The sequence below is a fragment of the Rheinheimera pleomorphica genome, assembly GCF_011634895.1.
Taxonomy (GTDB): Bacteria; Pseudomonadota; Gammaproteobacteria; order Enterobacterales; family Alteromonadaceae; genus Alishewanella; species Alishewanella pleomorphica.
Map to the genome: position 1 here is coordinate 164,701 of NZ_SIRR01000031.1, position 15,160 is coordinate 179,860.

Below are 15,160 nucleotides of genomic sequence, written 5' to 3' on the forward strand. Positions count from 1 at the left end.
CTATTACAGCGGTAAGCCTTACTTTGCGCCCCTTAATTGCCAAACATTTTCAGCCCTATTTAGTATTAGCATTGCTGCTCGCCGGCCTGGCTATATTACCCGAGCCACTACAACAGTGGCTGAGCTACCAACGCACCGCTATTGAGCATGGCCAGCTGTGGCGCCTGCTAAGCGGCCATTTGCTGCATTCTAACGTCTGGCATCTGGTAATGAACCTGGCGGGCCTGCTGCTGGCTATGTTACTGCACAGCCATTACTATTCGCCCCGGTATACCTTGTTAAACTGGCTGGGCTGCGCCGTGTTGATCAGCATGTTGTTGTATTGTTTTTCGCCAGACATCGGACTTTATGTTGGTTTGTCCGGCGTGCTGCATGCGATGCTGACACTGGGGGCAATAAAAGATATGCAGGTAAAACAGCCCACCGGCACCCTGTTACTGGCAGGGCTACTGGCAAAAGTCGCATGGGAGCAATGGCAAGGGCCGGATGCTGACCTGGCCGACTTAATTAACGCCAGCGTCGCCATAGATGCACACCTGTATGGTGTGCTGGCCGGCCTGGCGACTGCCCTGCTCTTGCTTGTGGTCGCGCCGTCAGACAAAAACTAGCCAGGCTACCGCACTGGCAGCCAGACAATAGTACAAAGCAGGTAAGGCGGTATAGCGGATAATATCGCCTTCCCGCCCGCTTAAACCTACCACGCTGGCGGCCGCCACCACGTTAACCACACAAATCATATTACCGGCATTGGCGCCCAGCATTTGCAATGCTAATACCAGCTGTGGTGCTATATCGGCCTCTGACGCCATAGCCTGTTGAAAACTGGCAAACATTAAATTTGAAAAGGTCGCTGAACCGGCGATAAAAGAGCCCAGAGCCCCCACCAGCGGTGCTATCCACAACCAGACGCTACTGAGCTCTGTTGCTGCCAGTTGCGCCAGTGCCATCGGCATCGCGCTCAGGCCTGCAGCATTAACATCCGAATGCAAAAAAATACGCACCATAGGCACTGCCGCACACAAGGCTATCAGTGACGGCCATAACATCTGCCCGCTTTGGCTCAGTGCAGCGTTAAAGTGACGGCGCTGGCCATGCTGCAGTAGCAATGCCGCCAGCGCAGCAATGACAAATAAGGTGCCTGGCAAGTACAGTGGCACTATCCGCACACTAATGGCTGAACCGAATACTTGCGGCCAGTGCAAACTGACACTTTGCAACAGAGCCTGAAACGGCAGTTGTGGCATCCGGCTTAACACCAGCAATAACGCCACCAGTAAATAGGGTAACCAGGCCCGTAGCAAACCAAAATTAGCCGTGGTTGCCGTTAGCGGCGTTGTTGCCGGTTCAAAAGCAGCAGGCAGTAAAATACCGCGTTTGGCCAGGCTGCAAATAATAACCAGGCCGATTAATGCTCCAAGCACTGACGGAAACTCCGGCCCCAGCAACAATGCCACCAGGTAAGCCGGCAGCGTAAAGGCTAAACCACTTAGCAACGCAAAAGGGGCAATAGCAAAACCGGCGCGCCAGTTGGGCACGCTGCTGAAAAACCGGCAATACAGCAGTACCATAATCAGCGGCAACACAGAGGCGACCATAATATCAATGCTGATAGCGGTTAACGCAATTTGCTGCAAATGACTTTGGCTGGCGCCATTTAACCCCTGTGCCAGCCCTACCAGCACCGGGGTGCCAACAGCGCCGAAGGAGACAGCGCAAGAATCTGCAATCAGCGCCAGCACAACGGCTGCCAACGGGCTAAAACCCAGCGCCACCAGCAGAGGCGCCGCTATTGCCGCCGGCGTGCCGAAGCCGGCCGCACCTTCTAAAAAACTACCAAACAGCCAGGCAATGATAATCAGCTGTACCCGCTTATCGCTGCTGATCTGGCTAAATCCTTGCTTAATTACCTCTACTGAACCGGTGTGTTGCAGCACTTTCAGCAGCAAAATAGCGCCAAACACGATCCAGACAATGGTCAGTGCAATCAATAAACCCTCAACGATAGCGGCAGACAATTGCAACAGCGGCATCTTCCAGACCAGCAGAGCCAAAACGGCGGAACACAATAAGCTAAGGGGCATGGCCTGGCGTGCCGGCAACCGCAGCAACACCAGCAGCACAAACACACTTAACACTGGCATCAGTGCGGTAATCAGCTGAAGTGGTGTCATCCATGCTCCTTAAAAACTGATATCACGCTAACGGCTGGTAAGTCTAAACGTTAAGGTTAAAACGGCGCCGGTGCGTTGAACGACATGACATCACCACTAAGCGGATGCACGAAGCTGATATGTTCAGCATGCAGCAGTAAACGGCGGCTTTTAGCGGCAATATCTGCTGGCGCATACAAGGAATCGCCCAGCATAGCGTGCCCCAGTGCCAGCATATGTACCCGCAACTGATGCGAGCGGCCGGTGACCGGTTCAAGTTTAACCCGGCTTTGGTCAGTCTCACTGTCATAGCTTAGCAGCTGATAGCGGGTCAGCGAGGGTTTGCCCGTTTGCTGACACACTTTATACAGCGGCCGCCGTTCAGTATCTGCTGCTAGCGGTAACTCAATATCACCACGCGTTTTAGCCAGCTTACCGGCGACTACCGCCACATAGTGCTTATGTATGGTTCTGGCCTGAAACTGCTTGCTGATGTCCGATAATACCCGCTTGGTTAGCGGCACGATCAGCAAGCCCGAAGTGTCATAGTCCAGCCGGTGAACCACTTCAGCAAAAGGAAACTCACGCTGTACGCGGCGAATAAGGCAATCCTGATTTTGCGGATGACGCCCTGGCACCGTCAGCAACTGTGCCGGTTTATTTACCACCAACAATACATCATCCTGGTAAACCAATTGATAAGGCGCATTGGTTGCCGGCAGTATTGCCAGCTCTGTTATCGTATCGCTCATTCGGCTCTCCGTGTTTAACCGTCGTATTATGCCGTAAAAGCACTTCGTCTGCCGGTAAAATTCGGCTAAGCTTAGGGCCTTTTCAGTAGAACCTATACCGCATGACGCAAGCTTTTATTTATCAGCCACCGACCCAGCCCTGGCTTGATATCCTGTATCAGGATAAAGATCTGATTGTGCTGAACAAACCCAGCGGTTTGCTGACTAATCCCGGCCGGGGTGCGCATTTAGCCGACTGTCTGCTGAGCCGGGTACAGCAGCAATACCCGCAGGCCTTGCTCGTGCACCGCCTGGATATGGCCACCTCTGGCGTGGTGGTAATGGCGCTGCGGCGCAAAGCCGAAGCCGCATTAAAGCAACAATTTGCCGCGCGCAGTGTAAAAAAACGTTATCTGGCCATGGTGTGGGGCCGGTTAAACCGCGCCCAGGGCACGGTTGATGTGCCGTTAATTGCTGACGCCGACAACCCGCCGAAGCAAAAAGTGTGTTTTAGCAGCGGCAAAGCGGCCATTACGCATTACCGCCTGCTACAGCAACTGCCCGATCGCGCTTTGGTTGAATTGCTGCCCGTTACCGGCCGCTCACATCAGCTACGGATGCATATGTTGCATCTGGGGCACCCCATTCTTGGTGATGCCTTTTATGCCGATAACGACGCCTTGCACGCCGCGCCGCGTTTACTGCTGCATGCGGCCAGCCTGCAAGTGTTGCAACCTTATCATGGCACTGCGTTGCAGTTTAGCGCCGACAGTGATTTTGTTACCGCTCAGGGCCAGCTAATTTACTGACTAAACAGTAAAAATAACCATTGTTACCCCTGGTAAATGGCAATTTGCTGGCTATAGTTTTTTAAGCTGCCCGGCCCGACAGCGGTTAACCGCAAGCAGCCAATAACGATAATAAAACAGGAGCTTAACGATGAGTATGCTGCAAGAGTTTAAAGCCTTTGCCATGCGCGGCAATGTGGTAGATATGGCAGTCGGTATTATTATTGGTGCTGCCTTTGGCAAGATAGTGTCATCTTTTGTCAACGATGTCATTATGCCGCCCATTGGCGTGTTGCTGGGTGGGGTTAATTTTCGTGACCTGGCCATCATTATTCAGCAGGCAACAGAAACGCAGACTGAAGTGGTCATCAAGTATGGCATGTTTGTACAAACTATCATTGATTTTGTGATCATTGCTTTTGCCGTGTTTATTGGCGTTAAAGCCATGAACTCAATGAAGAAAAAAGAAGAAGCCAAACCAGAACCGGCACCCGCCGCACCTCCGGCTGATATTGCGCTGCTGACCGAAATTCGTGATTTGCTGAAAAAACCCTAACGTTGCTTAAATCACGCTAACTGAATAAAAAACGTCTCCTAAAGGAGGTCGGAAACCCGATCTGGTCGGCGCAGAGTGTCTGAGCCCTGCCGCAGGCATTAGGGCGAGTTGCTGCGGCGAGCCAGAGCGGGTATTGCGACCGTATCGTTACACCGTTATAAATTCTGCTCAAATAACTTATAGATCCGCCGGTATTCATCCAGCCAACTGCTGGGCTGGCGGAAGCCATGCGGCTCTACCGGGTAGATAGCCGTTTCAAAGTTGCTGTTTTCCTGCTCAATTAAGCGCTGTACCAGACGCACCACGTCCTGAAAGAACACATTGTCATCTACCATAGGCGCATTAATCAGTAAGGGTTTTGTCAGCCCCTGAGTAAAGTAAATTGGTGAGCTGCGCTGATAAGCAATAGGGTCAATCGCCGGTGTATTCAGAATATTCGACGTATAAGCATGGTTATAGTAAGCCCAATCACTTACCGGCCGCAGCGCCGCGCCAGCCTGAAATAAATCGGGCTGGGTAAACAGTGCCATAAAGGTCATAAAGCCGCCGTAAGAGCCACCATAGGTGCCAATACGCTTGCGGTCGACATTGGCATTGTCGACTAACCAGTTAACCCCGTCGGCTAAGTCTTCAATCTCGGGTGTGCCCATGCGGCGATAAATGGCGGTGCGCCAGTCGCGGCCGTAGCCTTTTGATGCCCGGTAATCCATATCCATCACCACATAGCCTTGTTGCGCCAACAGGTTATGAAACAAAAACTCACGGAAATACCCCGACCAGCCTAGGTCGCTGTTTTGCAGATAGCCAGCGCCGTGGTTAAAGATCACCGCGCGCCGTGGTTCGCCCTGTTGATAATCTGCCGGATAATACACTTTAGAAAACACCGGTTGCTTGCCATGACTTGACGGCACAGCCACCACCTGAGGTGCGACCAGAGGCAATTGCTTAAATTGCTCAGATACCGTATCGGTAAGCCGCGTCACGACAGCACCAGGCTTAGCATCTGCCACATACAGCTCGTTAGGCAGAAGATTAGTCGAGAAATTCAGCAACAGTTTTTGCTCGTCCGGTGACAGCGTAAAGCTGGTGCTGCCGCCTAAATCGGTCAGTTGCTGCATATCGCCGCTGGCCATTACCGTGCGGTAAACTTCATAGTTACCCGGGTGCTTCACATTGGCCTGGAAATAGATATAACTGTCGTCATGCGTCAGTACCGGGCTGCTGACTTCAAAGGTGCCGCGGGTGAGTTTTTTCGCCTTACCTTTTAGTGGCTTTAAATACAGGTGTGAATACCCCGACTCTTCTGACAAATAGTACAGACTGTCGCTGTTGTTTAACCAGCCAAAGTCATTAAAGGCATAGTTAACCCAGGCGTTATCATGCAGACGGTGCTGTGGCACCAGCTTTTTCTGCTTAAAATCGACAGTGGCGATCCAGCGATCTTTGTTGTCCAGCGCCTTCAGCATTAAGGCTACCTGCTCACCACTACTGTGCCAGCGCATGGCGCTCTGGCTCCAGTACCAGTCGGTCATCAGGCCAATATCCCGGATCACCTTGCTACTTTGGTATTTTTCGCCACGTGCTTTGGCGTTTTCAGCTTTTACCTCAGCCAGCACATCGTCGTTATAGCCTGGCAAGCTGCTGTAACTCAGTTCAGTGCTGCTGCCATCGCTGAGGTTTAATAATAAAATACGTTGTGGCTGCGGTGTAACATCATTTACCCGCGCCCGCACCGGCTCTGCTGCGATATCACCATTACTGGTGATGTAGTTAGGCATAATATCCTTGTCGTTGCGCTTAGTGGCTTTGCGTACCGACACCAGCAAGTAATCCGCTTTCGGCGATAAGCTCGCTGCCACAATCTGCTGGCCTTTACCCAAATAGAAAGCACTTGGTGCCAGACTGGCATTTTGCTGCAACAGCTGTTGACGCGCGTCGTGGCGCTGCTGTGCATTTTTTTGCTCCAGAGCAATAAATTCAATCAGCTTATGCTGCTGCTGCGCCAGGTAGCCTGCCGGCTTTGCCGGTGCTTCAGGCTGCTGTTCAGTTTTCAGGCTGGCCAGCTCGACACGTTGGCCAGAGGCAATATCATGCGCGTAGTAAGTCCAACCTTCACGGTAAGCCAGTTGACCATCCAGTAAAAACTGTGGTGCGCTTTGTTCGGTATTATCACGGGTTAACTGGCTGACGACGCCTGTTTGCATAGTGCGCACAAACACATCACCTTCAAACACCCAGGCCTGCATGCTGCGATCGCGGTTATACACGGCGGCATCGGAGCCTAGCTGATGCAGCTGCGCCAATGCGACAGCGTCACCATTACCCCTGGCATCTAATGGCCGGGCGTACCAGTCACGCAGCTCGCTGCCTTCGCGCTTGCGCTGGTAATACACCTGGCTGCTATCGGCACTCCAGTGCGCCTCTTCAGGCTGGCGGCCCAGCCAGTCAGGATCGGCCATGATCTGCTCCAGGCTGAGTTTAATACTGCTATCACCGGTAAATGCAACCGGCACACTGACAGCTGACGTCTGATAGGTTTGCGGTTCGGCTTTTTTTGCCTGCAGCGGGCTGGTTAACACCAGACTGCACAATGCAACGGCCACTAAAGAGGATCGAAGCTGAGTCATAAAACATTCTTATACTGATGAAAGACGCTCTTTTATACAAAGCCTGATGCGCTAACGCAACAGAGCAACGCCAGGATGCGGCTGACAGCAAAGCAGATAAGATTAAGCGGATAAAAAAACCGGCCCAAACCGGGCCGGCAGAAAACAGCGTGAATAGCAACTATTCGAACAGCTGTGGAGAAGTTAAGCGGCGATTTTAGCGCTGATTTCAACTAAACGCGCCTTAGCTGCGGTCAACGCCGCCTGCTGTGCGTCGGCGCCCATGTTCAGGCCTTCAGCATAAACAAAATGCACATCTTTTAAACCGACAAAATTAAAAAACGTCTGCAAAAACGGCGTCTGGCTGTCCAGCTCAGTGCCCTGATACACACCACCCCGGGTAGCAAAAATAACCACCGGTTTATCATCCAGCAAGCCCACCGGGCCTTGCTCGGTGTACTTAAAGGTAATACCTGCCCTGGCCACGCGATCCAGCAGTGCCTTTAATTGCGACGGCACGCCAAAGTTATACATTGGCACACCCAAGATGATCACATCTGCCGCTTTAATGCGGGCAATCACGTTATCTGATATTGCCGCCAGTTGTTGCTGTTCATCACTACGCTGCTCGGCTGGGGTCATCCAGGCCGCCATTTCAGTCATATCCAGATGCGGCAGCGGCGTGGCATTTAAATCCAGCGTGTCCAGCGTAAAACTGCCTGCTGGCAACTGCGCAATAAACTGCTGCGCTAACTGAACTGAATGGCCTTTATCACCGTTTATAGAGCTGTTAATTAAAAGAATTTGTTTCATGGCTGATCTCCTGTGAGTTGATGCGACAATCATAACGTATCTTTTTAGGAAGAAAATCAGATAAAAACACAGTTACCTTTCGATTTTTTATTATTATAAACAGAGATCGGTAACTCGGTGGGCTGCGTAAAACAGTATTAGATAACAACACGACTGTCGGTGAGCGACCTAATCAGGAACATGAAACATGTTGAAGTCAGTTAGCGTACCAAGGCATGATAGGCTCCCCCAACCTACTACGGATACCTGTGAGCCTATGACAGGGCAACAAAGCAACAGCAGCCAGTGGGAAGAAGCATTAACCTTCGTTGCGCTGCAGCGGGACAAACATGCTTACGCGGAATTGTTCAGCTACTTTGCACCACGTTTAAAGGCCTTTGGCATGAAAATGTTTGGTAATGAGCAGCAGGCGCTGGAAATGGTGCAGGACACTATGCTGAACGTGTGGAAAAAAGCTGCCTTGTTCGACGCCTCGCGCGGCTGCGCTTCCACCTGGATTTTCACCATAGCGCGCAACGTGCGTTTTGACATGCTACGCAAAAAGCAAAGCCGCAAAGATGATATCAGTGCGGATGATCTCTGGCTTAACGGTGAATACCCTGAGCCTCAGGCCGCCGATGATGCGGCACAATGGGACAACCAGCTACTAACAGAAAAGCTCGCGCCCCACTTTGCCAAGTTGCCACCGGCGCAGCGTGAAGTGATGGAGAAAGTTTATTTGCAGGAAAAATCGCATCAGGAAGTGTCATATGAACTGGCGATTCCACTGGGCACGGTAAAGTCGCGGATCCGCTTAGCGCTGGACAGATTAAGAGAGGCATTAGATGGCGCACGCAATTAAGTTTCATCCCGGCATGACATTGCTGGAACAATTTGTTGATGGCAGCTTAAGCGGCGATGTCGCGCTGGCGTTGGCAGCGCATATTGATTTATGTCCACATTGCCAGCGTTTAAGCCAGGACATCAGTGCCGACTTAGGCAGCCAGCTAGTGCAGCAAAACGTTAAAAAAACCAATGACGATTGGAGCACCATGCTGTCAGCTATCGTTGAGCAGCCGCAGCTAAGCAAAGCTGAACTGAGTGCGAACCAGCGTAGTCAGGCCGCACAACAAAGTATAGTGGTTAATCAGCGCGAGTTTATTTTGCCTCGCGCCTTGCAGCGATTGGCGGCAAACCATGGCAAGTGGTTAACCCTTGGCGGCATTGCCACAGCAAAACTGCCCGCCGGTAGCGAACATCATGTCTCTTTGCTGTACATAAATAAAGATACCGAAGTGCCACAACATACCCATTTAGGTCTGGAAATGACACTGGTGCTGGCCGGTAAAATTGTTGACGAAAACGGCGAATATGGCGCCGGTGACTTACTGATTAACTCGCCGGATGATACCCATACGCCGCGCACCCTGGCAGACGAAGACTGCTTATGTTTGTCGGTACTCAGTGCGCCACTGCAGTTTAAAAAGGGCTTAACCCGGCTGCTAAACCCTCTGCAGCAGTTTTTTTACTAAGTATGTCTAAGTAAACCCGGTGCAGTAAAACTCGTTTTAATTGGCAGGAAGTGATTGCGCCGCCCCTGGTTAACACAGGGGCGGCGCTTTTTTATCGCATGCAACATTACTGCAGCAGTGCCGTGCCGCCCTTTAAATTGAACACCTGCTTAAAACCAAGACGGCCGAGCACTTTACAGGCAACCAGGCTACGATTGCCGGAGCGGCATACCAGCAACAACGGCTGCTCTGGCCGCAAACGTTGTGTCATTACGGCATCAGCCAATTTAGACAATGGCATTTCCAGCACCGCATAGGGTTGCTGTAAGTATTGCGTTAAGGCCCCGGCGCTTTGCTCATGCGGCTCGCGCACATCGACTATTTGTACGTCCGGCCGCTGCGCCATAAACTGGTTAAGCCGCTGCGGCGCGATAACGTCTGTTGCATCAGACAAGCTGACTTCAACCAAGCCACACAAGTGCTGACTATGTTGTTGCAATAAGGCGGCCTGTTGCTGTAATTGCAGTGGCCAGTCGGAGTTGGCGCTGTTGTGCAGTAAATCCTGTAGCAGGGGCTGCTCTTTCAGCGCCAGCGCTAAGGTGGTAAAAAAGCGCTGCGCATAGTCATGGCTGGACAACAGCAGGCAGTCATCCGGCAAGGTTGCAGCCAGTAACCGGATACTGTCTGCCAGCGCCGACATATCTCCGCCCGGCAAATCACTGCGGCCAATGCCGCCTGGCAGCAGTACATCACCACAAAACACGGCACGCACTTTATCGCCATGGGCTGTATCGCTATGGTGCAACATTATACTTACAGCCTCCGGGGTATGCCCCGGCGTGGCTAACTTGGTCAGTTGAAAGGGCCCACAGTGTAACTGCCTGACCTGCTCTGGCCACCCCAGCACATCACATGACTCTGCCGGGCAGGCGTTGCCAACTAAGGCAAGTAACGCCGGCCGCGCGGATTGATGATCACGGTGTAAATGCGTATCTAAAATTGCCTTTACCGTTAGCCCCTGGCCCTGAATAATATTGGCGATACGCCCGGCCAGAGGCAATACCGGATCGATAACCACTACCTGGCGGCTATCCGGACAGATCAGTAAATAGCTGCACAATGCCTCGTGTTTCAACTGGATCAGGCCACTGGCATGAATTTCTAACGTTGGGGTGGCGTCGGTCAGCACCAGACAATGCTGGCACACCACCTGCTGCAACGCGCTAATTGCCGCACAGGCGCGGTCGCACTCGGCCTTTGTCATCGCCGGACCAAAGGATAAACGGATAGCCCCCTGAGAGCGCCAGCTGTCCAGCCCCATCGCATCCAGCACAAAGCTGCTGGGCACTTTTGAGCTGCAAGCTGACCCCGAGCTGACCCGAATACCGGCGGCATCAAATAAATCCATAATATCTTTGCTGTAAAACCCCGGTACCGAAAAATTAATCGTCGTCGGCACCACATAAGGTGCATCACTGTTTAACACCAGCGCCGGAAATACCTGTTTTAACGCACTAAGCAGGGCCTGGCGGTACTGCCACAAGATGCGTTCAGGCTGAAACACTGAGCCTGTCTCTTTGGCCAGTTCGGTAAATATGGCATGCAAAGCGGCAATGCCGGGCAAATTTTCGGTGCCAGAGCGTAAGCCGCTTTCCTGGCCACCGCCGGCAATAAACGGCTGATAAGGCGCACCTTGTCTGATATATAAAAAGCCTATGCCTTTGGGGGCATAGAGTTTGTGGCCACTAAAGGGCGCATAATCAATGCTGGTAGCGGCAATATTCAGCGCCATCTTGCCCAGGGCCTGCACACAGTCGACCATCCAGTAAACCTCAGGGTTCGTCTGGCGGATCAGTTGCTCCAGGGCAGTTAAATCTTGTTTTACGCCGGTTTCGTTATTGGCCGCCATGGTGCAAATCATCGCGGTTTTACTCAGGTGCTGGCGGATAAACGCCTGATCAAGCAAGCCATGCTGATCAACGGGAATCGCCATGATAGTGGCATTAAAGTTAAGCACCCGGTTCCAGTGCTTTAAACTTTCCGGTACTGCTTTGTGTTCAGTAGCACCATACAGCAATAAGGTGTCGGGCCCCGCCAGGCCGCGCTCACGGGCAGCCAGCAAGGCTGACACTATTGAGGTTTGAATACCTTCAGTAGCACCCGAGGTAAACACGATATCCCCGCTACTGGCGCCAATCAGTTGCCGGGCTAAACTGCGGGTGGTTTCCAGCTCGGCCTTGGCTTTAATACCAGTAGCATGGCTGCTGCTGGGGTTACCAAAGCCGTACTGCATGGTATGCATTGCCGCTGCGGCCGCCACCGGCAGTACCGGTGTGGTGGCATTGTTGTCCAGATAAATTTCTTGCTGAGCGCTTAACATGCCTCACCTTTATAACTGAAAAGAATAAGATATTCCTCACAATAATAACTGGCTTAGATAACAGGCTCAAGGGCTGAGAACAACAAACCGCCCGAAGGCGGTTTGTGTTGGCGTATTACTCGACCAGATCTTTAGGAATTTGCGGCCGTAATTCTGACCACACCAGACCGCTTTCTTTACCGTATTTGCGCACCGCAAACACCACTTCGTCAAACTTGCCGGCCTCGGCATACAGTTTAATTTGGTGGTAATACTTGCGTGCCAACTCCCTCGCCTTAGGGTGTGAGAAGTAAAAACGGGCAATTTTGTTATACAAGCCACGAAAGCCATTTAAAATCAGCACGTAAATCCGGTTAGCCGAATGCAGAGCTAACTCGTGGTTCAAATTATAGTCAAACTCGGCAAAGGCTTCAGCGGTATCTTCCAGGGCTTCAGCACCGGCAAAAATTTCTACCACCTGCTGGGCATGGTTTTTAATCGCACCACGAATATAAATAGCACTGATATTGGTACGGGCAGACAACAGCTCATCAACCAGCTCTGGCATCCGCTCTTCATCTAACCGCGCCAGCGTTTCTAAGATATTTAAGCCAGAGGTTTCCCAAAAGTTGTTCACTTTTGTCGGCTTGCCATGCTGAATAGTCAGCCAGCCGTCACGGGCTAAACGCTGCAGTACTTCACGCAAAGTGGTACGGGTTACCCCTATCAGCTCAGATAATTCACGCTCTGCCGGCAAAATAGAGCCTGGCGCAAATTTACCGTTCCAGATCGAGTCAACAATGTACTCTTCAGCAAACCCGGCCGGGCTTTGCGCTTTAATCAGATTAGTCATGCGGATCTGTCCGTCTTCTTGTTCAGAAATTTGTACTGATTGTACCAGAGCGCCATCAGTTAACAAGTCACCGCCTGAAAATAGCCAGCCTATGCCAGCCGATTGTACATTGTGCACAAATACCGTAGATTACGATAAGCTTAGAAAAAAATCCCCGTTAGAAGGATATAAAATGCTACAAAAAATCAAACGTTTATCTATGCAGCGCTGGGGCTGGGCGCTGGTGGTACTGTCGTGCCTGGCGTTACTGGGCACGGCGCTGTACTTTCAGCACGGCCTGCATATGCAGCCCTGTATTAAGTGTATCTATGTCCGCGCAGGCTTTGCCGGCATTTTACTGGCGGGTATTATCGGCTTGTTGGCACCAGCGAATATGCTACTGCGGTTGCTGGCATTGCTGGGTATGCTAAGTGCAGCCGTATTTGGCATAATGCAAGCCTATGAATTGCTGGAGATTGAGCAATTGCTGGCCGAAGGTGGTTTTTTCAGCTGTTCGCTGTTTGCTGAATTCCCAAGCTGGCTGCCACTGGACAAATGGCTACCCGCCGTATTTGAGCCAACCGGCAGCTGCGGCGATACCAGTTGGCAGTTTTTGGGCCAAAGTATGGCATTCTGGAGCGCCTTTGCGCTATGGGGCTATGCCATAGTCGCAGCGCTGTTATTGCTGTCACAATTTACCCGTATCAGCAATAACCCTTATCAAGGCTAACGTTTTTATCGGTAAAACAACAACACCGGCCAAGGCCGGTGTTGTTGTTTTAAAGTGCAGCCTATTGCGCTAAAAACGGATAATCAGTATAGCCCTCAGCACCACTGCTATAAAACAGCTCGGGGTTCGCCTGATTTAACGGCGCATCCTGCTTAAAGCGCGCGACTAAATCCGGGTTAGCAATATAAGGCACACCAAAAGCCACCGCATCAGCAATACCCTTATCTAACGCCTGTTGGGCTGACGCTTTATCAAATCGTTCATTACTGATATAAACACCAGCGAACTGGCGCTTTAATTGAGGGCCCAGGCTATCCTCGCCCTGGGCTTCACGGGCACAGATAAAAGCAATACCGCGTTTACCCAGCTGTGCGGCCACATAACCAAAGGTATCGGCACGCTGCGAGTCGCCCATGCTGTGGGCATCAGAGCGCGGTGCTAAGTGCATACCTACCCGGCCTGGCCCCCATACTCCTACTACCGCATCGGTAACTTCAAGCAGTAAACGGGCGCGGTTTTCAATGCTACCGCCATAGTTATCGGTACGTTTGTTAGTGCTGTCTTGCAGGAACTGATCGAGCAAATAACCATTGGCACCATGAATTTCTACGCCGTCAAAACCGGCTAATTTGGCATTTTCCGCGCCCTTGCGGTACGCCTCTACTATGCCGGCAATTTCAGCAGTTTCCAGCGCCCGCGGCGTAACAAAGGCTTTTTTCGGCCGCATTAGGCTAACATGACCGTCAGCGGCAATAGCGCTGGGCGCTACCGGCAGCTCGCCGTTTAAGTAATGCGGGTCTGAAATACGGCCGACATGCCACAGCTGCAGCATGATTTTACCGCCGGCCTGATGCACGGCGTCAGTTATCTTGCGCCAGCCAGCCACTTGCTCGTCTGACCAAATGCCCGGTGTGTCAGGGTAACCCACGCCCATCGGGGTTACCGAAGTCGCCTCGGTTAAAATAAGGCCGGCACTGGCACGCTGTACATAGTATTCACGCATTAAATCATTCGGCACCCTGCCCGCACTGGCACGGCAACGGGTTAATGGCGCCATTATAATACGGTTGGCAAGCTGTAAATCACCAATTTGGATTGGGTCAAATAAGGTTGGCATAATAATTCCTGTAATCAGTTTCATTTAGCTGCGGCATCTGGATAGATAGCTGAGTGCAACAGCATCCAACTCAATATTTGTACCATTCGGTATATATTCAAGGGCGCCGGCAAAAATAATTGCAGTTGGCGCGAAAAACTGGCCTGATAAGGCTAACATTTTCCGTCAGTGCCCGATAATGCATTGCTATCAGATAGATAAAATAAGCAGTAATAACTGGCTTACGGCCAGCCAGGCTGAGCAGATCACGGCGTTAATTGCCGCGAGCTTTAACGGTGTCGACAGCCAGCAGTATTTCAGCCACTACTTTGCCAACCCGCAGCATTACCTGCGCCGCGTGCGGCTGTTTTATCAGGATGAGCTGTTGCAGGGTTATTGCTTGCTGACATTTCGTAAAGCGGCCGACAACAGCATAGTGATGGGCGCCTCAGCGGCGTTCACGCCGGGTTATCGCGGCAACAACAGTACCTTTGGCTTTTCTTTTTTAGCCGCGGTTAGCACCTGGCTGCACCATCTCAACCATAAGGTGTATTACCTGGATACCATGCTAAGCCCGGCCATGTACCGGGCGATGGGCAAAAAAGTCGCCTTTATCTACCCCAACCCCGGCATGAGCCAAGCCGATATTGCCATGTACCACGCTCTGGTCCCCGATGCCGAACCCAGCACCTGGCACGGCCTTAACTGCCTAAAAACCGTCGGCCGCACCACCAATTACAGCAAAGACGACATAGCAAGGTTAAAAGCCAGCAACAAAGCTGAAATTGCCTTTTACTGCCAGCTAACCCCCAACTTTGATAACGGCACAGCGCTTATGGTGTTAATACCGGTAAACCTGCAACAGCTGCTGTGTACCGGCATTAAGTGGTTAAAGGGCTTGGTTAAGCGCTAAGGCATAACGCTGCTAACCCCTATTGGCCTAAATAATTGGGGGCAAATCAAAATTAAACGCCGCGTTTATACTAAGTTTTTACGCAGCCTGCGCTCT

The 15,160-nt window shown here is 51.7% G+C and carries 14 protein-coding genes; 7 read left to right on the forward strand and 7 right to left on the reverse strand.

Annotation, left to right across the window (positions count from 1 at the left end; translation table 11 throughout):
* Positions 1-23 precede the first annotated feature (23 nt).
* Positions 24-608 carry a rhombosortase gene (gene rrtA, locus EYB30_RS17075; protein ID WP_241698071.1) on the forward strand — a complete coding sequence of 195 codons (585 nt, stop codon included), beginning with the start codon at positions 24-26 and terminating at the stop codon, positions 606-608.
* Here rrtA and EYB30_RS17080 read toward each other — a convergent pair.
* Positions 594-2,171 (reverse strand): L-lactate permease, encoded by a 1,578-nt coding sequence (locus EYB30_RS17080; protein ID WP_166840487.1) that lies wholly within the window; start codon positions 2,169-2,171, stop codon positions 594-596. The genes rrtA and EYB30_RS17080 overlap by 15 nt on opposite strands.
* Positions 2,172-2,227: 56 nt before the next feature.
* The gene (locus EYB30_RS17085) at positions 2,228-2,902 is read right to left on the reverse strand and encodes a pseudouridine synthase (protein ID WP_166840489.1); all 675 of its coding nucleotides are present in this window, start codon (positions 2,900-2,902) and stop codon (positions 2,228-2,230) included.
* Positions 2,903-3,003: 101 nt separating this feature from the next.
* Between EYB30_RS17085 and EYB30_RS17090 the strand changes: the two genes are divergently transcribed.
* Together EYB30_RS17090 and mscL are read left to right on the forward strand one after the other, a co-directional pair.
* On the forward strand, positions 3,004-3,690 hold the full coding sequence (locus EYB30_RS17090; protein ID WP_166840491.1) for an RluA family pseudouridine synthase: 687 nt from the start codon (positions 3,004-3,006) through the stop codon (positions 3,688-3,690).
* Between the two features lie 130 nt (positions 3,691-3,820).
* On the forward strand, positions 3,821-4,225 hold the full coding sequence (gene mscL, locus EYB30_RS17095) for a large-conductance mechanosensitive channel protein MscL (RefSeq protein ID WP_166840493.1): 405 nt from the start codon (positions 3,821-3,823) through the stop codon (positions 4,223-4,225).
* Positions 4,226-4,380: 155 nt separating this feature from the next.
* On the opposite strand, the gene EYB30_RS17100 is transcribed toward mscL, so the two are convergent.
* Positions 4,381-6,852, reverse strand: a complete 2,472-nt coding sequence (locus EYB30_RS17100; RefSeq protein ID WP_166840497.1) for a S9 family peptidase — start codon at positions 6,850-6,852, stop codon at positions 4,381-4,383.
* A 183-nt stretch (positions 6,853-7,035) separates the two neighbouring features.
* Positions 7,036-7,644, reverse strand: a complete 609-nt coding sequence (locus EYB30_RS17105; protein WP_166840501.1) for an FMN-dependent NADH-azoreductase — start codon at positions 7,642-7,644, stop codon at positions 7,036-7,038.
* A gap of 256 nt (positions 7,645-7,900) precedes the next feature.
* Between EYB30_RS17105 and EYB30_RS17110 the strand changes: the two genes are divergently transcribed.
* Both EYB30_RS17110 and EYB30_RS17115 read left to right on the forward strand, forming a co-directional pair.
* Complete coding sequence (locus EYB30_RS17110) at positions 7,901-8,485, forward strand: sigma-70 family RNA polymerase sigma factor (RefSeq protein WP_166840504.1); 585 nt, start codon at positions 7,901-7,903, stop codon at positions 8,483-8,485.
* Positions 8,469-9,155 (forward strand): ChrR family anti-sigma-E factor, encoded by a 687-nt coding sequence (locus tag EYB30_RS17115; RefSeq protein ID WP_166840507.1) that lies wholly within the window; start codon positions 8,469-8,471, stop codon positions 9,153-9,155. Before EYB30_RS17110 ends, EYB30_RS17115 begins: the two co-directional genes overlap by 17 nt.
* Before the next feature lie 106 nt (positions 9,156-9,261).
* Here the strand turns inward: EYB30_RS17115 and EYB30_RS17120 are convergent, their stop codons facing one another.
* Together EYB30_RS17120 and fadR are read right to left on the reverse strand one after the other, a co-directional pair.
* Entirely contained in the window at positions 9,262-11,514 is a 2,253-nt protein-coding gene (locus tag EYB30_RS17120; RefSeq protein ID WP_166840511.1) for an aminotransferase class V-fold PLP-dependent enzyme, read from the reverse strand.
* Between the two features lie 115 nt (positions 11,515-11,629).
* Positions 11,630-12,412, reverse strand: coding sequence for a fatty acid metabolism transcriptional regulator FadR (gene fadR / locus EYB30_RS17125; protein WP_206674678.1), 783 nt, complete (start codon positions 12,410-12,412; stop codon positions 11,630-11,632).
* Positions 12,413-12,518: 106 nt separating this feature from the next.
* On the opposite strand from fadR, the gene dsbB reads away from it, so the two are divergent.
* Positions 12,519-13,055 carry a disulfide bond formation protein DsbB gene (dsbB, locus tag EYB30_RS17130; protein ID WP_166840515.1) on the forward strand — a complete coding sequence of 179 codons (537 nt, stop codon included), beginning with the start codon at positions 12,519-12,521 and terminating at the stop codon, positions 13,053-13,055.
* 61 nt (positions 13,056-13,116) lie between these two features.
* On the opposite strand, the gene EYB30_RS17135 is transcribed toward dsbB, so the two are convergent.
* Complete coding sequence (locus EYB30_RS17135) at positions 13,117-14,172, reverse strand: alkene reductase (RefSeq protein ID WP_166840518.1); 1,056 nt, start codon at positions 14,170-14,172, stop codon at positions 13,117-13,119.
* A gap of 178 nt (positions 14,173-14,350) precedes the next feature.
* Here EYB30_RS17135 and EYB30_RS17140 point away from each other — a divergent pair, with 178 nt between their 5' ends.
* Entirely contained in the window at positions 14,351-15,064 is a 714-nt protein-coding gene (locus EYB30_RS17140) for a hypothetical protein (RefSeq protein WP_166840523.1), read from the forward strand.
* Positions 15,065-15,160: the final 96 nt, after the last annotated feature.